The following is a 20,611-nucleotide window of genomic DNA, read 5'->3' as shown; positions in this document are numbered from 1 at the left end:
ATCCCCGCGAGCGGGGATTTTTCTATTATAGCACATCACGCTTTTGGAATAATGTACTTGATGCAACGAGTAATACTACAAAATAAGCAAGTACTAGCAGTAAAGATGTTGTGAAATTAAATTCTGTAAATGGTGGTTCAGCGCCGCCACTAATTAATTTGTTGCTGTCGTACATACTTAAGTTCAAATGGAAAAACACAACAAATTTCACAGTACCTTTTCCAAACATCATAAGTGCCATCTTAATTGGCCCTTGTAGGAAAAATAGGAACAATGTAATAATTAATGGCAACACAGATTTTCTAAATACATTTGCCAAGAAAAAGGCAAGTGTTACAAAGAAGAACGGTGCAAGAAGTTGATATGAGATTGATTTAAGCAATATGCTTAACGTTAAATCTGTTTTCCCTCCGTCCATTGCAATTGCACCGATAATCATTGCAATTAACATACCAGCAAAGACAACAAATAACATTGTTAGTAATACAGAAATGTATTTAGAAAATAAAATCATAATTCTTTTTCTCGGACGAATTAATAATTGCTTAATCGTTCCTTTTTGAAACTCCTCTGTAATCGTACGAGAAGCAATCGTAATACCGAAAATTGTTGCAAATAAAATAACTAAACTAATATCTGACTTCGTAAAATCTAAATATGTTCCATTAAAATCTTTAGCTTCACCCCATTTTAATATTGCGAGGACACCTAAAATTTCTAATGCAGCAATTACACCTATTAAAATATACATACCTTTTTTTGCATGTAATTTTAGCAATTCATTTTGAATTAATTTAAACATTACGCTCTCACTCCCCCTGTAATCGCTAAGAACTCATCTTCTAACGTTTTATTTTGTACTGTAACGCCATATACAAGTACATCAGCATGCACAAGTTGTTTTACAATTTGCGGAATCTTTTCTTTCGCTACAGATGTCTCAACTACGCTCCCTTGTGCCTTACCTTTAATAATTTCATTCGCTTTCTGAATTTGATCTACCTCAAATGCCACTACAACCGTTTCACCATGCTTTGCTTGCTCATGTAAGTTATACTCTTGCACAAACTGACCTTGCTTAATAATAACTACACGATCACACATCAATTCAATTTCGCTTAATAAATGACTTGATACGATGACAGCGATATTTTCCTCTTTCGCTAATCGTTGTAAATAATCACGAATTTGGCGAATACCCGCTGGATCTAATCCGTTTGTCGGTTCATCTAATATTAAAATTTTCGGATTATGTAAAAGTGCTTGCGCAATACCAAGACGTTGTTTCATTCCAAGTGAATATGTTTTCACTTTTTTATGAATGGCATGCTCTAATTCAACAAGCTTTACAATTTCAACGATACGTTCTTTACTAATTGGTGTAATTGCCATATTTGCAAAATGCTTTAAGTTTTGCATCCCAGTCATATAATCATATAGTTCAGGATTCTCGACAATCGCGCCAATTTGCTCTAGTGCCTTTTCACGCTCTGTACGAATGCTATGACCACAAATTGTAATATCGCCTTTTGTCATTGAAATCAGACCAGTCATCATCCGAATTGTCGTCGTTTTCCCGCTTCCATTCGGTCCAAGAAATCCATATACTTCCCCTTCACGAACCTCAAATGAAAGACCACGAATAATTTCATTTTTCCCTATTTTTTTATGGACGTTTTCTAATTTCACTACTACGTTTCCCAATGATTGTTCCTCCTTTAGACTTCTAGTTTTTTGTCGATGATATGACTTGTTATTACCATCAATAAAAAAGTTAATAATAAACTAAAAATTAAATAAGAAATATTTGAAGCATCATTAAAATAAAAAGATGTTTCGAAAAAACCATTTTTATCTATAACTCCAACATTTTTTATCGAAAATACATATATATTTATTTTGTCTAGCATATTAGTTATAACAAACTGGATTCCACCGAAAACAACAAAGAAAATTATAAATAACATTTTATTTAATGAGGATTTCACATTAAATAGTTTTACAACTATGATTATGAAATACAGAGAAACTAATGTACTCACTAAATCTATAATCCATAAGAAGATAGAGAACAAATGGTGTAAAAGCCCATAATTGTATAACCTATTAATGGCTTGTTGTACCCCTCCATTTGCTTTATTCTCATATATATTGATAGAAAGAAGATGTAAAAAAGCAATTCCTATTAACGACAATAGAGTAAACATTATTATAAAAAATAATAAATTCGCATATATATATTTCTTTGATGGGATGGCAACATATTGAATCATAGACCCTCTTACTATTTTTCTGAAAGAAGAGATCGCCAATAAGAAGATAGAAAATGCAGTCATACAAAATAAGAATATAAATATGATTAATGCTATATCTTGTCTATTTGAAACCCTTATCCCTGAGGACCCCTTCATATTAAATAATAAAATTAATGAAATAGTAATAAATCCAAAATAAATTATCCATACCTTCTTTTTATTACAATTATATAAATATCGAAGAAGTGAACTCATTTCCTGAACACCTCCTTAAACAACTCATTTACAGCTTTTCCCCTCTGAAAACGAAGCTCTTCTACATTCTCATGCAGTACAATCTCACCATCCTTCAAAAAGATAACCTCATCAAAAATGTTTTCAATTTCGCCAATTAAATGGGTCGAAATGATGATAGTACAATCTTCACGATAAAATTGTAATATAAGTTCTAGCACATGCTCCCGTGAAACAGGGTCGATTCCGCCAAGTGGTTCATCTAATATATAAAGTTTTGCTTTTCTCGAAAATGTTAAAATCAGCTGTAGCTTTTCAACCATTCCTTTTGACAGTACTGTAATTTTTTCTTCTAGCGGTATTTTAAATTCAGCTATCGTATCAACCGCCTTTTGAATATCAAAATCTTGATAAAAGTCTCTATAGAAAAATAAAGCCTCTTTTACAGTCATCCATTCATCAAATACTGGTCTATCAGGCATAAATGAAACAATCTTTTTTGTTTCTAAACCTACTTTCTCACCTGCTATTGTGATATTTCCTTCCGAAGGGTGCTGCAAACCTGAGATCATTTTCAATAATGTTGTTTTTCCACTACCGTTATCTCCAACAAGACCAACGATTTTTCCTTCTGTAATCTCTATGTTTAGCTCACGAATCACTGCTTTTAAACCATATCGCTTCCATAAGTTCTCTATTTTTAATAGCTCTGTCATCAGTTCCCCTCCCTTTTCTCATCTAATGAAGAACGAAGAATCGAGAGAATTTCCTCTTCTGAAAATCCTAAATTATCCATGCCATTTATAAATGAATGAAGCAGTTCCTTTGCCATATCTTTGCGCAGCTCCATAATTTTCTCCCCTTCGCTCGTTACATATCTCCCCATCCCTCTGCGTGTTACAACGATACCTTCTCTCTCTAGTTCTTGAAATGTACGCTGAATTGTATTTGGATTGACTTGTAACTCACTCGCTAATTCACGTACAGAGGGAATTTTGTCACCAGGTAATAAATGACCTGTTACAATTTCCTTTTTTATGTATTCCATCATCTGAATATAAATCGGTATGTTAGGAGAAAACTCAATTTTCATTTCTCCCCTCCTTTTGTCTTAGTGTACTAGTTAAATAGTACACTAAGATAAAAGGGATGTAAATACTTGTAAGTTAAAAATATAACAAAAAAAGGTAGTGCAACCTTCGTTGCACTACCTTCCTATTTTATTTCGTTACCATTTCTGCTTCACTTTCTTCAAAAGGCCACTTCGGTAACATATTACGGAGTTCCTTATCAGAGCGATAACCCAGTGCGTATTCTGCCTGCATAATAGTATGAATCTCACGTGTTCCTTCGTAAATAACTGGAGCTTTTGCATTTCGCAAATATCGTTCTACTGGAAATTCATTTGAATATCCATATGCCCCGTGCACCTGCACTGCATCATTTGCCGCTTCAAATGCAGCGTCACAAGCGATCCATTTTGCTAAAGAAGTTTCACGTGTATTACGTTTCCCTTCATTTTTTAACCACCCAGCTTTATAAACCAATAAACGTGATATTTCAAGGTTTGCAGACATTTTCGCAATCATTTGCTGCACAAGCTGATGTTTCCCAATTTCTTTCCCAAATGTTTTTCTCTCTTCACAATACTTTACACTTGCCTCCAAACTTGCTTGAATCAGTCCGCACGCACCTGCTGCTACTGTGAAACGTCCATTATCTAATGAAGCCATTGCAATTTTAAACCCTTCACCTTCTTCTCCAAGAAGGTTTTCCGCTGGTACTTTTACTTCATCTAAAAATACTTCACCTGTGTTGCCAGCTCGAATGCCAAGCTTTCCTTTTATCGCTTTTGTCGATACTCCAGGAAATGTTCGTTCTACGATAAAACAAGAAATACCGCGGTGCTTTAATTCCGAATTTGTTTTCGCGAATATTAAAAAGTGATCTGCCACATCACATAACGAAATCCACGTTTTTGATCCATTTAAGACGTAATAATCGCCTTGTTTTACCGCAGTCGTTTGCATCGCAACAACATCTGATCCTGCATTTGGTTCTGTTAAACCGAAAGCCCCAATTTTTTCACCTTTCGCTTGTGAAACAAGGTACTTTTGTTTTTGTCCTTCTGTTCCCCATTGCAGAAGTGTCATACTATTTAGACCTGTATGTACAGATACAGCTGTACGGAAAGCTGTGTCACCGCGTTCTAATTCTTCACAAACAATAGCCAGCGTATTATAATCCATACCCACGCCGCCATATTGTTCTGGGATACAAACGCCCATAAATTGCAGTTCTGCTAAACGCTTCAAGATTTTTTGTTCAAAATGTCCTTTTTCATCCCATTCTTTAATATATGGAATAATTTCATTATCTACAAAGGACCTCACTACTTTTCTAACACTTTGTTGTTCTTCTGTTAACGAAAAATTCATTTGTACTGCCTCCTTATATCCATTGATTTTTTGTCATTCTCGTAATGATTTCCTGAGAATACCCTAATTTTCGCAAAATCTTTTCTGTATGTTCCCCGTGGAGTGGTGGATATTTTTGCATCTGTACTGGTGTCCTTGAAAGCTTTAATGGTGAACCTACAAGTTTAAGATTTTCAATTGTTGGATGTTTCATATGAACCGTCATATCTCTCGCCACGGCTTGCTCTGTTTCTAGCGCTTCTTTCACATTAAGAATTGGTCCATTTGGAATTCCTGCTTCATCCAAAAGTTGTTTCCATTCCTCTTTCTTTTTCTTCTTCATTTCAATAGCAATCATATTGACGAGCTCATCTTTATGCTGAAGGCGACTTGCATTTGTTTTATAACGTTCTAAGCTGGATAAATCTTGTCTACCTAGCAACAAACAAAACTTATGAAACTGCTCATCGTTTCCGACCGCAACAACAAGATCACCATCCTCCGCTTCAAATACTTGATACGGAACAATATTCGGATGCTGATTGCCAAGTCTCTCTGGTAATTCATCTGTACATAAATAATTGCTCGCTACATTTACTAATGCTGCTAATTGGGAATCAAATAAAGAAATATCAATTTCTTGCCCTTCTCCCGTTCTATTTCGGTGCTGCAGAGCCGCTAAAATCCCGATACACGTAAAAAGACCTGTGAGAACATCTGAAATTGCAACCCCTACTTTTGCAGGCTCTTCATCCTTTCCTCCTGTTATACTCATAAGCCCACTCATTGCTTGAATCATATAATCATAGCCAGGAAGATGTGAAGCAGGACCCTTTTGACCAAACCCACTAATAGAAGCTAGAATAATGTCTCCCTTCACTTCTTGTAACACATCATAACCAAGTCCCATTCTTTCAAGTGTCCCAGGCTTGAAATTTTGCACAACGATATCAGCATGAGAAACAAGCTTTTTCAAAATATCCTTTCCCATTTCTGATTTTAAATTTAATGTAAGCGACTCTTTATTACGATTCGCACAAAGAAAATAAGCACTTTCTCCTTCTACAAAAGGCGGTCCCCATCCTCTTGTATCATCACCATTTCCTATATTCTCAACTTTAATTACCTCAGCTCCTAAATCACCGAGAATCATTGTACAAAAAGGACCGGCAAGAACCCGAGATAAATCAATAATTGTAATCCCTTGTAGTGCTCCCTCCAACTCCTTCTCCTCCTATAGTAAAAACCAGCAAAACCAATGAGAAAAAAAGGAGACATGTTGGTTTTACTGGTTTGTATTTACAAGCTATTGTGTAAAAAATTATTGTACTTTTACTTGTGCCAACACTGATTTAAATGCATTGATTACTGTATCTACTTCTTCATAACTAATTGTAAGCGATGGCTCAATACGAATTGTTTTCGAATTAATTAACGTTCCTGCAACAAGAATTCCTTGATCAAACATCGCCTTCGATACTTCATAACCAATTTCATCCTTATGGAATTCAATCCCAATCATTAAACCTTGGCCACGGATTTCAAATACTTTGTCTTCATGTCCTTCCGCTGCCTTTTTCAACCCTTTTAAGAAATACTCCCCAACTTCCGCAGCTCGTTCTGGTAATTTATCTTCCAATAATACATGGATTGTTGCAATTGCAGCAGCACATGCAAGTGGATTTCCACCAAATGTTGTTGTATGCATGAATGGATTTTCAAACCAGCTTTTGAATACTTTTTCTTTAGCAACAATTGCACCCGCTGGCATTACGCCCCCGCCAAATGCCTTTGCAAGACAAATAATATCCGGTACAACATCATATAATTCTGCAGCAAACATTTTCCCAGTGCGTCCCATTCCTGTTTGTACTTCATCAAAAATAAGTAGTGATCCGAATTCATCACAAAGCTCTCTCACTTGTTTCAAATAATTTTCTGGAGGTAAAATAATACCGCCCTCTCCTTGGATTGGTTCTAAAATAACAGCTGCAACATCTTCTCCAACTAAAGCGCATGTTTCAAATGTTTTTCTCATCATATCAATATCACCAAATGGGACGTGACGGAAGCCTGGAATTAATGGTAAGAATGGTTTACGGAACATTCCTTTTGCTGTTCCAGATAAAGAACCAAGACTCTTACCGTGGAAAGCACGTGTTGTGGAAATAAAAGTTGTTCGTTCACTGTACATTTTTGCTAGTTTTAATGCTGCCTCCACACTTTCCGTCCCACTATTTGTAAAGAAAGCATATTTCAAATCACCAGGTGTAATATCCGCTAAAATTTTTGCAAGAATCGCACGAAGTGGATCTAGTAAATCCTGACTATGCAATGCTTGACGCTTTAATTGATCCGTTACAGCTTTTACAACTTTCGGATTACGGTGTCCAACATTATAAATCCCGAATCCACCTAAACAATCAATATATTTTTTTCCATTGATATCCATGAAGCAAGATCCTTCATCAGACCATTCTACTGCTGCAAATTGCCCATCTTTTGTTACTGTTTTTCTATATGCGAGGAAGCCAGGATTTACGTGTTCTCTAAATCCATCTACTGTTTCTTTTTGGATCCAGTTCGCCTCTTCTGCAGAAACTTTCTCTTTTTCAATTAGTTGCAGTACTTTTGTAATATAATCATTTACACTCGTATTCTTCACATCTTGTTCATTAGATTTACTTTTCACATTCGTTCCCATCTATTTCACCTCTACAGTCTTTTTATTTGCAAACCAACCAATTGGTTCTACTTCTAGATTTATATTAATCTGCTTAATTTCTTGGAATTCCTCTAAACCAAACGTTCCTAAGCTACGACCGATACCACTTTGTTTATATCCGCCCCAAGGCGCCTCGTTGTATGTTGGGTGGTAACTATTAATCCACGTAATTCCTGCACGAAGCTTGCGGATTACACGCATCGCTTTAGCACCATCAACTGTAAATACACCTCCAGCTAAGCCGTAATCTGTACCGTTTGCTAGTTCAATTGCTTCCTGTTCATCTTTAAATTTTTGGATTACTACAACAGGACCAAAAATTTCTTCCTGCACAATACGCATATCAGATTTTACATTGACAAAGACCGTTGGTTCAATAAAGAAGCCATCACCTTTCCCATCCGCCAGTATACGCTTTCCTCCGCAAACAATTTCTGCTCCTTCATCTTTTCCAATCTCTATATAGCGTAATACTTTTTCCATATGCTCCTGACTTACAAGTGGCCCCATCTCTGATTCTGGGTTATCACCAGGTCCAACATTAATTTGCTTTGCTCGTTCTACGAAACGATTAACAAATCTATCGTAAACGCTTTCTTCTACAAGAATTCTTGATCCTGCTGAACATACTTGTCCAGCACCTGCATAAATACCAAACAGAGCATAATCAACAGCTGTTTCAAAATCTGCATCTGCAAAAATAATATTTGGAGATTTCCCGCCTAGTTCTAGCGAAATCTTTTTCATATTATCTGCCGCTGTTCTCATAATGTGCTTTCCTGTTTTTGTTCCGCCCGTAAAGGAGATCATATCAACTTTATTACTTGCTGCAATCTCATTTCCTACTATTGGCCCGGCGCCCATTACCATATTGGCAACACCTTTTGGCAATTCTACTTTTTCTATTATTTCGAATAATTTCATTGCAGTGATTGGTGTAACCTCAGAAGGCTTAAATACAATTGTGTTTCCAGCTGCTAAAGCAGGTGCAATTTTCCAAACACTCATTAGTAACGGATAATTCCAAGGAACTATTAAACCACAAACACCAACTGGCTCTCTCACTACCATAGCTTGCATCGGATCAGCTACATGATACGTTTGTCCGTCTGGCTTTGTAATCAACCCAGCATAATAGCGGAAACAAGCTGCCGCATCTCCAATATCTCCTTCTGCCTCTCGATATGTTTTTCCATTATCCATTGTTTCAAGACGCGCAAGTTCTTTCAAATTTTTATCAATTTCATCTGCTATTTTAAATAAATAAGATGCTCTTTCCGCAGCAGAAGTTTCTGACCAAATTCCGCTATCAAAGGTAGCTCTTGCCACTTCAATCGCGTATTTCGCATCCTCGATCGTTCCTTCAGATGCATATGCGATAACCTTGCCATTCGCAGGGTTAATAATCGGTCTTTTCTCTTGATTACTAGAATCTCTCCATTCACCGTTTAGATACATTTTTAAATCTAGCACTGTATATAGCCCCCTTTGTCAATCATTCATATATTATATAAGCAATTATTGTGCCAACATTTGAAATATGAAGCAATCATACAAAAACTGACGATTTCCTTAAATAACCTATACAAAGTTATGCATTTTTGCATAGATTATTACATTTCGCATAATTACAACAAAGAGAAGGGGCAGTCTATGTAGACTCCCCCTTTCTCCTTTAAAAATACGAAATTGTATCAATTGCTATTTCCTTTTCATTCATGATTTTTTGATATTTACGACTAACAGAAGACTGGCTTATCCCAAGAGCCTTTGCTGCCTTTGTTGTCGTTTTATACTGCTTCATTGCAAGTAAAATTAATTGTTCTTCTACAGAATGCAATGCTTCTTGTAGTGGCAAAACTCTTGTAATCACTGGCTTTGATTTTTTAAAATCATATCCAGGATTAAGGAATTTACTAACAAATTCAGCATCAATGACTGAATCATCTGCCGATACTACTAAACGTTCAATCATATTCTGTAATTCTCTTACATTTCCTGGCCATGAATAAAACTCTAGTAAATTTAGTGCATCAGGAGTTAAATGATAGTTTTTATTATATTTTTCATTTAACTCTTGTAAAAAATGAAACGCGAGTAGTGGAACATCTTCCATTCGTTCTCTAAGCGGTGGAACTTGCAGTGGGATGACATTTAAGCGATAAAATAAATCTTCCCGGAACGTGCCCGCTTCCACCATTTTTTCAAGACGTTTATTCGTCGCGGCAATAATTTGAACATTGATTTTCGTAGGTATTGTGCTTCCAATTGGAATTACCTCTTGTTCTTGCAATACTCTGAGTAATTTTACTTGCAGATGTAAAGGCATTTCTCCAATCTCATCCAAAAATAAAATTCCTTGATCCGCCCGCTTAAAATACCCTTCTTTTCCATTTTTATCAGCACCAGTAAAAGCACCTTTCGTATAGCCGAACAGTTCACTTTCTAACAATGTCTCTGGAATCGCACCGCAATTTAATTTTAAAAATGGCTTTGAAGATCTGTTTCCAAGTTGATGAATCGCTTGTGCAATCACTTCTTTCCCAACACCTGATTCTCCAGAAATAAGAACATTTGAAGAAAAATCAGCTATTTTTTTTGCTTGAGTAATAATTTGCTCCATTTTCGGACTACAATAAATAAGTTTCTTAAGAAAGCGATCTTTATTTTTAAAACTGTCCAACTCTTTCTTATATTGTTCGGATATCTTTTTTATCTCATGTAATTCCGTCTTTAATCGCGTTGCTTCTGTAATATCTCTTGAGGCAATAATAATACGATGAAGCTCTCCATTTTCATTAAACACAGGATTTCCAACGGCTAATATCTTTCTACCTTTTTTTGTCTCTTGTACAATCGATACCTTTTTTTGTTGTTCCAACACTAATCGTGTAACTGATGGACTAAATAACCCTTTTTTCTCTAAGTCTAACAAATTTTTTCCTAAAAGATCCTTCAAATCTCTTCCCCAAAAATCATTGATAACGGTTTCACTATAACGGATTAATTCCCCTTTATGATTAACTACTAATATTTCATCATAAATGCTAGATAAAATTGCATGTAAGTCTTTATTTAAATCCTTTATATATTCAATTTCCATAGCCATATCCTCAACCATCGGTAAATCTTGCACAATAATGACCATTCCTTCGATTCTTTGATCGAAGCTTGGTATAGGACTGTAGTCAACTAATACTCCCATCTCATTTGTTATTTGTAATTGATTTAAAATCGTTTTTCCTGTTGCAAATACATTGTTAATATGTTCCCCATTAAAAATCTGTTCTGCTGGTGCATTCATTACTTTTTCAGGAGTAGATTTAATCATCTTCAAACCAGATTCATTACAATTTACAATTTTCTTTTCACGGTCTACTACAAAAATCCCCATTGGAATAGAAGTTAAAATAATTTTCAGTAGATCCACACTTTTATTTTCTTGTTTAAATAGTTCTGCAAAAACATCTTCTCTTCTTATGTATCCCGTTAACTCTCCTCTTTCATTTTTCACTATGGCAATAGGTGCCCCAATAATTTGAAAGAGAGCTGTTAAGGAAATATTTTTGCTAAGATGACATATTGTATCTAATGAAACAGCATTTGAAAGTAACATTTTAGTCGTTAAGCGCTCACTTCTTGATAGCAGCTCCTTAACATGGACGTATGCAGATAATTGATCTTCTCTTTTTAAAAACAGAAAAGATTCTTTCATATTTTCAGCGTCTATATTCCATTCCTGTTCAGATTGATCGATCGATATGGAAACAATAGGTCTAATTTTATCATGAGCAATGGAAAACATTTTGTTACTCCTCCTTTAAACTGCTTAACTTGTATTGTATCATTAAAATTGGATTTTTTTAATTAATCTGACAATATGCATTTTTTACTTACTTAAATAAAAAAAGAAGATGGATAGTTCCATCTTCCTCCCTAAAATTAATCACTACCACTAATTAAAATATCTTCTTGAATATACGCTAATACCATCCCTGGGATTACTTTATCTCCTGCTTCTACTTCTAAAGATTGTACTTCTCCGCTACATCCCATTTTAATTACTTCCAGCTTACCATTCATATTTTTAATCGCAAACAGTGGTTCCCATTCATAAATTCGAGAGTCCTTATCAATAGCAACTTTTTCAACTGTTCCATAGCATGGGCTCGTAACTATTTCATAATACAAAATAAATCATTCCCTTCCTTTATTCTATTAATATTGCTCTGTCAACATTTGTGACTGGAGAATCATATGAAAAAAGCTTTGAAAATCTTCTACATCTTCTATTTCAATTCCTAGCTTAGGTGCCCAGTATTGCTCTTCTTCGATATCTTCCTGACTTAATAAAAGCATTCTTCCATTTTGAATAGATGTGACCATTGCTTTTCCAAAAAATTGCTGTGAATACGTGACTGCTATATCATAGCGATGATGATTCGACACAATACAGTAATAACCAATTGGTTGCTTTTCAATTTGTTCTAATAAAATGTCCAGTTTCATTTGATTCCTCCCTTTAACTTAAAAATGCAACCATCCTCTTAGACGCGACGCTTCTACAATTTTACGAACCCCTTCTATATAAGCAGCAATTTTCATATTTACCCCAAACCGTTTTGAAGTGTTAAATACATCAGAAAAGCTAGATGTAATTTTTTCTTTTAAACATTGGTCTACATATTGCTCTGTCCAATAATATCCTTGGTTATTTTGGCACCACTCAAAATAAGAAACAATAACACCTCCAGAGTTCGCTAAAATATCCGGAACAACTAAAACATCTTTCTCTTCTAATATTGTTATCGCCTCTTTCGTTGTCGGACCATTTGCAGCCTCAATGATAATCTTACACCCAAGTCTTTCTGCATTATGTTTCGTAATTACTCCTCCAATTGCTGCTGGAATGAGTACATCACATTCTTTTTCTAGCAACTCTTGGTTAGAGATTGTTTTACTAAAGAGGTTCGATACAACACCAAAAGAATCTCGATTCTCTAATAAATAAGGAACATCTAGACCGTCTGAGTTATAAATGCCACCTAAAGCATCAGATACTCCTACTACTTTCACACCAATATCATATAAATATTTTGCCAAATGACTTCCAACGTTTCCAAACCCTTGAATGATTACCCGCATATTTTGAATTGGAATATGTTTTAATTCACTTACTAATTGGAGCGTGTATAATACCCCTTTAGAAGTAGCTGTTTCTCGTCCTTGTGATCCTCCTAGCATTAACGGCTTTCCAGTAATAAAACCAGGAGAATCAAATTCCCTAATATGATCATACTCATCCAGCATCCAAGCCATAATCTGAGCATTTGTATACATATCAGGAGCTGGAATATCTTTAGTAGGTCCAACAATTTGGCTTACTGCTCTTACATAGCCACGGCTAAGTAACTCTAATTCTCTAAAGCTCATCTTCTGCGGATCACAAATAATTCCGCCCTTTGCTCCTCCATATGGAAGTCCTGTAACTCCGCATTTTAAGCTCATCCATCCGGCCAACGCTTTTACTTCCTCTGCTGTAACATCTGGATGAAACCTGATACCACCTTTTGTTGGCCCTGCTGCATCATTATGCTGAGCACGATATCCTTGAAATACCTTTGTTGTTCCATCATCCATTCGAACAGGAATACTTACTTCTAAAAAACGCATCGGCTTCTTAAGAAACTCGAATACTTCCTCTGGATAATGCAAAACATGGAGTGCTTCTTTTAATATGGATTGAAATTCCTCTAAAGCATTTTCCGACTCAACTTTTTCTTGAATAGATTGTGTTACATCCTCTTTTTCTGATTGAATTGCCACGATAACACCTCATTTATTTATTTTTACTAGTGTTATAAAGCAATAATCGTGCCAACTGGAAATATAATGTTTATATTATCGTTTCAACCTCAACTCTTTCTCTTATTTACAAAATGTCTCACGTTCTTTATGAATAGTTGAATGATTTATGCATTATTGCATAATTGTAGCCTCTACAAAATAAAAAACACCGGATAAATCCCGATGTTTTTTATTATTTTACATTTCCTGCACTTCTTCAAAATGCATTTGCGGAGGTGCTGAACGAAACATGTTCGTAATATATAAAAGATAACCGATTCCAATGGCAGCCCAGCTAAGTCCAAGAATAAGCGAATGAATATTGAGGTTAAACCATAACACAGCCACTGTACCTGCACCTAAAATAGGCATAACTAAGAAATTCAAAAAATCTTTTGTTGTTTTATATCTTTTTTGCTTTATAACATAGTAGGCAATTACAGATAAATTAACAAATGTAAATGCAATAAGCGCTCCGAAGTTAATAAGAGCTGCTGCTGTTTCTAAATCAATAAACATAGCAGAGAGCGCAATAATTCCCACAAAAATAATGTTATATACTGGAGTTCGCAAGCGAGGATGAATGTATCCAAATATCTTCTGCGGAATTACATTATCTCGCCCCATTACGTATAATAATCGCGATACACTTGTATGAGAAGCTAAGCCTGATGCTATTGTTCCCATAAATGTTCCTACTAAAAAGAAAGTTTGAAATAATTTTCCGCCGACGTATAATGCAATTTCTGGAGCTGCTGATTCTTGATCTTTAAATACGGATGCATCTGGAAAAAAGGATTGTGTAAAGTACGTAGTGACAATGAATAAAATTCCGCCAATTAAAGCAGTAAGAAAAATAGCTCGAGGAATCGTCTTCTTTGCGTTTGGTGTTTCTTCTGAAAATGTAGTTACTGCATCAAAACCTAAAAATGAAAAACAAAGAATTGTTGCCCCTGCAACTAACGGTGATATTTGTATATCTGATTGAAAAAACGGCTGAATGGAAAAGACTTCTCCAGTTCCTTCTCCTGCTATCAATCCTTTTATAACGAGAACTACAAACACAACCATTACTAGCACTTGAAATGTTACTAAGAACGTGTTGAAATTGGCAGTAACATTTACACTAATAATATTGATAAGTGTAATAAGTAGAACAAAACCAATGACCCATGCCCAATCTGGAACACCTGGAAAAAGTGCCGACATATAAATTCTTGTTAATAGTGCATTCACCATTGGTAAAAACAAATAATCCAATAATGCTGACCATCCAACAAGAAACCCAAGCCTTGCACTAATTGTCTTTTGTGTATAAGTGTAAGCAGATCCAGCAGTAGGAAAAACCTTTACCATTTTTCCGTAGCTTGCAGCTGTAAATAACATCCCTGCTAATGCAATAAGATAAGCTCCAGGAACATGCCCACCCGTTTTTTCAGAAACGATTCCAAATGTATCAAACCCTACCATTGGTGTCATATACCCAACGCCTAGCATAACAATTGACCAAAGTCCTAATGAACGCTTTAACCCAACTCCTTTTCCCACCTATCATTCCTCCTACTTTCTCTATCTAATTTTCATGTACAGATTGATAACTAAACAGAAAACGCTTTCAACGAACCGTATATGTCATATAATGCATTACAAAACCCCTTTCTTTATTCTTTAAATATTCATGCAATTTTTGAGCCAAAATTGTCTTTGTTAAAAAATTTACTAAACAGCCATATTTTTTTATGCTCCAATGAAATTACAGGTGGGATTATTTTTCTAATTGCTTCGTTAATTTTCTATTCATTTTGACATAACTTATTCAATCTCTCATACCAATAAATACAAATGAAGTGAAACTTTAATCAGTCGGCGAATAAAAACTTATCATGAGATAATAACATTATGTAAACTATTCATAACAAAAAAGCTGCCTTTATATGAAAGACAGCTTTTTCAATCTTATCTATTAAAAATCGAATACGAAATCATCGTCTGATAACTTTTCAACATTTGTTGCTTTTACATAACCATTCCCTTTTACAGAGAAGAAATCATGGTTTTTCGTATCTGTACGTAAACCGTTTAATACGATTGGGTTAATTTCTTCTTCCTCAAAGCGTGGTTCTAATCCTAAGTTCATAAGCCCTTTATTCGCATTGTAACGAACAAAGCGATTTACATCTTCAACAAGACCAATGGATGTATAAATTTCTTCTGTATATGCCATTTCAATTTCATACAGTTCCATCAATAACTCTTGTGTTTCTTTTTGCACCTCTTGTTGTTCTTCTGCAGAAAATTCCGCAAAGATTTGCTGTGCTAAAATACCAACGAATACGCCGTGAATTGACTCGTCACGAATTATTAAGTTAATAATTTCACCACTCGCTGTTAATTTTCCTTGTCCTGCTAAGTAAAGCGGATAGAAAAATCCGCTATAGAACAAGTAACTTTCTAAAAATACACTTGCTACCATAGCCATGTATAATTCTTTTTTCGTTACTTGTGGCTTCAATAAACGACGATAGTAACCTGTAATAATACCTGCTTTTTTCTCAAGCAATGGATGGCTATCTACCCATTCAAAGATCTCATCAATTTCTTCTTCCGTTGCGAGTGTCGTAAAGATATGACTGTAACTCTTCGCATGTACTTCTTCCATAGCACCCATGAAAGCTAATACACTTTTTGCTTGCAAATTCTCAAGATGAACAAGTACAAGTGGCATCCCTTCGCCGCCTTGCTTTGTATCTAAAAGTGTTAAACCACCTAATACACGCTTATACACAATTTGCTCTTCTTTTGATAATTGCACCCAAGTATTTTTGTCAGAAGATACCGCAATTTCTTCTTCTGTCCAAAACTGAGCGATGTTTTGCTTCCAAAACATTAAACTAAAATCGTCTTCTTTTTTGTTCCAGTTTACCGCGCGCATTGAATCGCCCCTTCTCTATCAATAAGCTTTTCTAACATGCGGTAAAGCTTTCAGTTTGTAATGAAAACTTAACCGCATGTTAGACGTCTTAAATTTTATAACTAAGCATGAGCAGGGTCAGAAAAACCCTGCTCATGATGTCTTACTCTTTATTTTGTATATCAATCAATTATAGTTTGCATCAAACTGTACAAGCAACGCACTCTTCCACGCTTAACTTACGTGTTCTTGTATAATACAAACTCTTTAGACCTTTTTTATGTGCATAGATGTAATAACGTGCTAATTCACGCGTAGAAATATCGCTATTTACATAAAGAATTGTACTAATTCCTTGGTCAATATGCTCTTGAATTTCTGCGATTAAATCAATTAGTTTAAACTGATTCATATCGTAAGAAGATTTATAATACCAGAACGTATCTTTTGATAAATACGGCATTGGGTAATATGTTGTCGCATTTGCATACGTTCTTGACTCAATTTGACTTACGATCGGCATTACGCTTGAAGTTGCATTTTGCACGTAACTGATCGATTGTGTCGGAGCGATAGCCAATCTATATGAGTTGTATAAACCGTGCTTCTGTACTTCCTCTTTTAGACTTGTCCAATCTTCTTTTGTTGGAATATAGATTCCTTCAAATAACTGCTGTACTTTATCAGTTACAGGACTATAGTCTGTTGTTTCATACTTTTCAAAGTATGAGCCATTTGCATAATCCGACTTATCGAAGTCTTTAAATGTTTCGCCCTTTTCTTTCGCAATACCCATACTCTTTTCAATGGAGTAGTAATTTAACATCATAAAGAATGTACGAACAAATTCTTTCGCTTCTGCACTTTCATAAGCAATTTTATTTTTCGCTAAATATCCATGTAAGTTCATAGCACCAAGTCCAACTGAATGAAGCTCATCATTTGCTTTTTTCACAGTCGGCGCGTTTGGAATAACAGTCATATCAGAAACAGCTGTTAATGCTTCCATTCCTGCATGAACTGCTTCACGAATTTCTTTATTCTCCATTACGTTTACAATGTTTAATGATCCTAAGTTACAGTTAATATCACGGCGGATAATGTCATCTGTACCATAGTCATTAATTTCAGATGTTTCTTGTAACTGGAAGATTTCCGTACAAAGGTTTGACATCTTCACAGTTCCAATATCCTTTAACGGATGTTGTTTGTTCGCATTTGATTTAAACATTAAGTATGGATAACCAGACTCAAGCTGAATCATAGCAATTTTAATGAGCATATCACGTGCACTAATATCAAGTGGCTTCTTCTTCACATTCGGATTACTCATCAGTTCATCATACATTTCATCAATATCTATATCATCTAAATGTTTTCCGTACTCTTTATATACTGTATAAGGTGCGAAAACATGGAATGGTTCGTTTTTCTCTGCAAGCTCAAAGAACTTACTCGGAACGATAATACCGATTGATAGGGACTGAATACGGCTCTTCTCGTCGGCATTTATTTTTTTTGTATCGAGGAATTCTATAATATCCCAATGGAAAATGTTTAAATATACTGCTCCGGCACCTTTTCTTTGCATATTGTTACTCCATACCTTTAAAACGTATGGGGGATAGTCATTTCTGCTATCCTCTCTATATCGCTATAGAGTTCAGACCATATCTTCTTCTCACCAAATTCTTTGTTTAACCACTCATCGTATTTTTGATGTACATGAATATGACATAAATCACAAAGTGGCAATAAATTCATCATAAGGTTTGCTTGATCAAAGCTTTCAAAAAACGGAATGGAATAATGTGATGTAATCTTAGTGTATTTATATCATATTTTTCTAAACACCTTTGACAACGAAAATCATAAAACTCAAACATATACTCTCGCATCCTGGACCAGTTTTTCCCATACTTGTTCGTTGTGCCGTAATTCAGCTCCACAAAAAATTTATTATTACAACTTTTTGAACAAAAAACTTTTGAATCTCTAACAGTATATGCTGGCCTAGAAAAAGGGTTTTCACAGTAAGAACATATTAAATTTACAAGCTGACTTCTATTCAATGTCCACCTACACTCATGCGAACATGTTTTTGTTACACTTTTATCAGAATAAAATTCACTCGCACATATAACACAAACTAATTTATATCTTTTAGTTTGACATTTCTTACTACAAAACTTTTGATTTATCCTTTTTCCTACAAATGATTTTCCACATCCAAAACATATTAAATTATAGTTTGTATTAATAAGTGCAAGCTTCTTCCGACACTCTAATATTCCACACGTTTTGGATCGTTCCATCTCTCTTTTATTATTCTGATTAACCTCATATTTACTTTTACAAATAGGACATATTTTTGTTATAAAGCTCTTTTTTCTCCCCATAACTGGATACACCCTTTGAATTTGGTTGGTTTGAGAAGCCAGGTTCGAGCTATATAGTCACCTACATAGCCACTTGGTCGTTGAACCTTCTCCCTATCTAATAGACTTAGGAGCTCGGCTGCTGATTTCCTGCAATCTTGGATTTTTAGGGGGCGCTACGTAATTTCTTCGTAGTATCCTACCTAGATATACTCAGGCGTTCCAGCAATTGACCCGGTTTTATAGTTGAGCCATAAGTTAACCCAACTGATTCGCATATGAAAACGAATCTTCAAGCAATTTCATAACTGGTACAACACCGCTTGCTGCGTTATCAATACCTTTAATTTGCTCACCGCGTGCGCGTAGCTTAGAAAGGTTTAAAGCGACTCCGCCACCAATTTTTGATAGCTGCATCGCCGTATTAATATTAAATCCAATCGAATTTAAGCTATCATCCATCTCTAACAAGAAACAAGACACCATTTCTCCTCTTCTGCTTCTTCCTGCATTCAAAAAGGTTGGTGTCGCTGGTTGGTAGTTTTGTTTTACAATCATGCTTGCAAATTGTTTTGCTTTATTAACATCACCGCGTCCTAAGTATAATGACACAATTGATACACGATCTTCGTAGCTTTCTAAGTACTGTTTTTGATTATTTGTTTTTAATGCATAATCCTTATAAAACTTAGATGCCGCCATATAAGATTGGAACTCGAAGTTTTCACCGTATGCAACGTTGTATACTTCCTCTACTTCCTCCAACTTATACTCGTCCAGAACGTTGTAATAGTAATCGTGCTTATTCATATACTCGATTCGCTCTGCCACGCTATCAAAATGAACGGTATTCGCTCTCGCTTCTTCCATAAAGACTTCTAATGCTTCTTTATCTTTATGAAGCTGGTAGAAACCGTCTTGCATTTGCGTGATTTCATTATTCAGTTCAATGTGTCGCAATCTCCCGCACCCTTTCTTTAAAATATTCTACATCTTTATTTGTTCCAGATAACTCAAATTTTGATACAATAGGTACTTCGTATCTGGATGAGATTTTATCTGCACTTGCTCCGAACATATCTCCCCAGTTGCGATTGCCACTTGCAGATACGCCTTTTAAATTTGCATTATTGCGTTCTAAAAATTCTAAAACACGTTCCGGCACATTTCCAAAACCTGTTGTATACGTAATAAGAACAAAATCTTCGTCTAATACTAGATCGTCATTAATTTGAACGGCCGGCATATTTAATTTGTGGATGAAACGCTTCACGTTTCCTGTCATAGAATCATATGCAACTAACATTTCCGACCCTCCCCTTCTTTCTTTAATATCTAGATGTCGTTTCATGATTTCTCTATATATTGTATTACGTTTCAAAACAAGACACAAGATATATGTATAAATTCTTTCTTTTTTTAACTTTTACTTTTCGACATGACAAGTCCTTTTTTTCAATACAAAGACTATGAAACAACATTCTAAAACTCATGTCAATAAAGTGCTTTTCGAAAAAGTTGTCAACGAATTTAATCATATTTACAAAAATGTTATCAATATGTTTTGTCAAAAAACAGTAAATGCTGGAGAAATATATTTCTCCAGCATCACATAAAAAAGAACAGAATTTACGAGATAATCTGTTCGAAACCGGTTACACATTATTCAGATCACACAAGTAAGGAATTCTCTCTCTTGTGGATTAAACATTTATTAAATCGAGTACATATACTTTCTTTTTTGTTACACAATAAAACATATTATTGTAATGAAAAGGACAATTATTATGGCACACCAATTTATTCGTTAGTGTGATGAGAATTTTAAAAAGACTGTACACAAA

Annotated in this window: 17 protein-coding genes and 1 pseudogene; all 18 read right to left on the bottom strand. The window is 35.1% G+C overall.

What is annotated here, in order from left to right; translation table 11 throughout:
• Positions 1–25: 25 nt before the first annotated feature.
• Entirely contained in the window at positions 26–802 is a 777-nt protein-coding gene (locus ORL93_RS11385; protein ID WP_097794726.1) for an ABC transporter permease, read from the bottom strand.
• The gene (locus ORL93_RS11380; RefSeq protein WP_097794727.1) at positions 802–1,704 is read right to left on the bottom strand and encodes an ABC transporter ATP-binding protein; all 903 of its coding nucleotides are present in this window, start codon (positions 1,702–1,704) and stop codon (positions 802–804) included. The genes ORL93_RS11385 and ORL93_RS11380 overlap by 1 nt, the downstream gene beginning before the upstream one ends.
• Positions 1,705–1,718: 14 nt before the next feature.
• The gene (locus ORL93_RS11375; protein WP_018781040.1) at positions 1,719–2,510 is read right to left on the bottom strand and encodes a hypothetical protein; all 792 of its coding nucleotides are present in this window, start codon (positions 2,508–2,510) and stop codon (positions 1,719–1,721) included.
• The gene (locus ORL93_RS11370; protein ID WP_003206361.1) at positions 2,507–3,205 is read right to left on the bottom strand and encodes an ABC transporter ATP-binding protein; all 699 of its coding nucleotides are present in this window, start codon (positions 3,203–3,205) and stop codon (positions 2,507–2,509) included. The genes ORL93_RS11375 and ORL93_RS11370 overlap by 4 nt, the downstream gene beginning before the upstream one ends.
• Positions 3,205–3,582: a GntR family transcriptional regulator gene (locus tag ORL93_RS11365; protein ID WP_018781041.1), complete on the bottom strand. Its 378-nt coding sequence runs from the start codon at positions 3,580–3,582 to the stop codon at positions 3,205–3,207. Before ORL93_RS11365 ends, ORL93_RS11370 begins: the two co-directional genes overlap by 1 nt.
• Positions 3,583–3,709: 127 nt before the next feature.
• The gene (locus tag ORL93_RS11360; protein WP_097794728.1) at positions 3,710–4,927 is read right to left on the bottom strand and encodes an acyl-CoA dehydrogenase family protein; all 1,218 of its coding nucleotides are present in this window, start codon (positions 4,925–4,927) and stop codon (positions 3,710–3,712) included.
• 13 nt (positions 4,928–4,940) lie between these two features.
• Entirely contained in the window at positions 4,941–6,128 is a 1,188-nt protein-coding gene (locus ORL93_RS11355; protein WP_097794729.1) for a CaiB/BaiF CoA transferase family protein, read from the bottom strand.
• A 99-nt stretch (positions 6,129–6,227) separates the two neighbouring features.
• Entirely contained in the window at positions 6,228–7,610 is a 1,383-nt protein-coding gene (locus tag ORL93_RS11350; protein ID WP_006094114.1) for a putrescine aminotransferase, read from the bottom strand.
• The gene (locus ORL93_RS11345; RefSeq protein ID WP_265959066.1) at positions 7,611–9,104 is read right to left on the bottom strand and encodes an aldehyde dehydrogenase family protein; all 1,494 of its coding nucleotides are present in this window, start codon (positions 9,102–9,104) and stop codon (positions 7,611–7,613) included.
• Between the two features lie 202 nt (positions 9,105–9,306).
• Positions 9,307–11,436, bottom strand: coding sequence for a sigma 54-interacting transcriptional regulator (locus ORL93_RS11340; RefSeq protein WP_098135130.1), 2,130 nt, complete (start codon positions 11,434–11,436; stop codon positions 9,307–9,309).
• Positions 11,437–11,573: 137 nt separating this feature from the next.
• Positions 11,574–11,822, bottom strand: a complete 249-nt coding sequence (locus ORL93_RS11335) for a biotin/lipoyl attachment domain-containing protein (protein WP_003196104.1) — start codon at positions 11,820–11,822, stop codon at positions 11,574–11,576.
• Positions 11,823–11,849: 27 nt separating this feature from the next.
• Complete coding sequence (locus tag ORL93_RS11330; RefSeq protein WP_265959065.1) at positions 11,850–12,140, bottom strand: SAV0927 family protein; 291 nt, start codon at positions 12,138–12,140, stop codon at positions 11,850–11,852.
• An 18-nt stretch (positions 12,141–12,158) separates the two neighbouring features.
• Positions 12,159–13,457 carry a Glu/Leu/Phe/Val family dehydrogenase gene (locus tag ORL93_RS11325; RefSeq protein ID WP_003196102.1) on the bottom strand — a complete coding sequence of 433 codons (1,299 nt, stop codon included), beginning with the start codon at positions 13,455–13,457 and terminating at the stop codon, positions 12,159–12,161.
• Between the two features lie 219 nt (positions 13,458–13,676).
• Positions 13,677–15,026 carry an APC family permease gene (locus ORL93_RS11320; protein ID WP_265959064.1) on the bottom strand — a complete coding sequence of 450 codons (1,350 nt, stop codon included), beginning with the start codon at positions 15,024–15,026 and terminating at the stop codon, positions 13,677–13,679.
• A gap of 415 nt (positions 15,027–15,441) precedes the next feature.
• Complete coding sequence (gene nrdF, locus ORL93_RS11315; RefSeq protein WP_003196100.1) at positions 15,442–16,410, bottom strand: class 1b ribonucleoside-diphosphate reductase subunit beta; 969 nt, start codon at positions 16,408–16,410, stop codon at positions 15,442–15,444.
• A gap of 181 nt (positions 16,411–16,591) precedes the next feature.
• The gene (locus tag ORL93_RS11310; RefSeq protein WP_003196099.1) at positions 16,592–17,980 is read right to left on the bottom strand and encodes a ribonucleoside-diphosphate reductase subunit alpha; all 1,389 of its coding nucleotides are present in this window, start codon (positions 17,978–17,980) and stop codon (positions 16,592–16,594) included.
• A 1,048-nt stretch (positions 17,981–19,028) separates the two neighbouring features.
• A pseudogene (locus tag ORL93_RS11305) lies at positions 19,029–19,727 on the bottom strand (ribonucleotide reductase N-terminal alpha domain-containing protein); the annotation flags it as partial.
• Entirely contained in the window at positions 19,714–20,073 is a 360-nt protein-coding gene (gene nrdI, locus ORL93_RS11300; RefSeq protein WP_006094109.1) for a class Ib ribonucleoside-diphosphate reductase assembly flavoprotein NrdI, read from the bottom strand. The pseudogene ORL93_RS11305 and the gene nrdI, both read right to left, overlap by 14 nt.
• Positions 20,074–20,611: the final 538 nt, after the last annotated feature.

Origin of the sequence: Bacillus sp. DHT2 (genome assembly GCF_026241455.1) — a bacterium.
Classification (GTDB): Bacteria; Bacillota; Bacilli; order Bacillales; family Bacillaceae_G; genus Bacillus_A; species Bacillus_A pseudomycoides.
This window is presented reverse-complemented; position numbering and strand designations above follow the sequence as displayed.

Bases quoted from the DNA above. Each gene is read 5' to 3' on its own strand.
- ORL93_RS11385 (WP_097794726.1), bottom strand. From the start codon at position 802: ATGTTTAAATTAATTCAAAATGAATTGCTAAAATTACATGCAAAAAAA.
- ORL93_RS11350 (WP_006094114.1), bottom strand. From the start codon at position 7,610: ATGGGAACGAATGTGAAAAGTAAATCTAATGAACAAGATGTGAAGAAT.
- ORL93_RS11370 (WP_003206361.1), bottom strand. From the start codon at position 3,205: ATGACAGAGCTATTAAAAATAGAGAACTTATGGAAGCGATATGGTTTA.
- nrdI (WP_006094109.1), bottom strand. From the start codon at position 20,073: ATGTTAGTTGCATATGATTCTATGACAGGAAACGTGAAGCGTTTCATC.
- nrdF (WP_003196100.1), bottom strand. From the start codon at position 16,410: ATGCGCGCGGTAAACTGGAACAAAAAAGAAGACGATTTTAGTTTAATG.
- ORL93_RS11365 (WP_018781041.1), bottom strand. From the start codon at position 3,582: ATGAAAATTGAGTTTTCTCCTAACATACCGATTTATATTCAGATGATG.
- ORL93_RS11360 (WP_097794728.1), bottom strand. From the start codon at position 4,927: ATGAATTTTTCGTTAACAGAAGAACAACAAAGTGTTAGAAAAGTAGTG.
- ORL93_RS11375 (WP_018781040.1), bottom strand. From the start codon at position 2,510: ATGAGTTCACTTCTTCGATATTTATATAATTGTAATAAAAAGAAGGTA.
- ORL93_RS11330 (WP_265959065.1), bottom strand. From the start codon at position 12,140: ATGAAACTGGACATTTTATTAGAACAAATTGAAAAGCAACCAATTGGT.
- ORL93_RS11310 (WP_003196099.1), bottom strand. From the start codon at position 17,980: ATGCAAAGAAAAGGTGCCGGAGCAGTATATTTAAACATTTTCCATTGG.
- ORL93_RS11340 (WP_098135130.1), bottom strand. From the start codon at position 11,436: ATGTTTTCCATTGCTCATGATAAAATTAGACCTATTGTTTCCATATCG.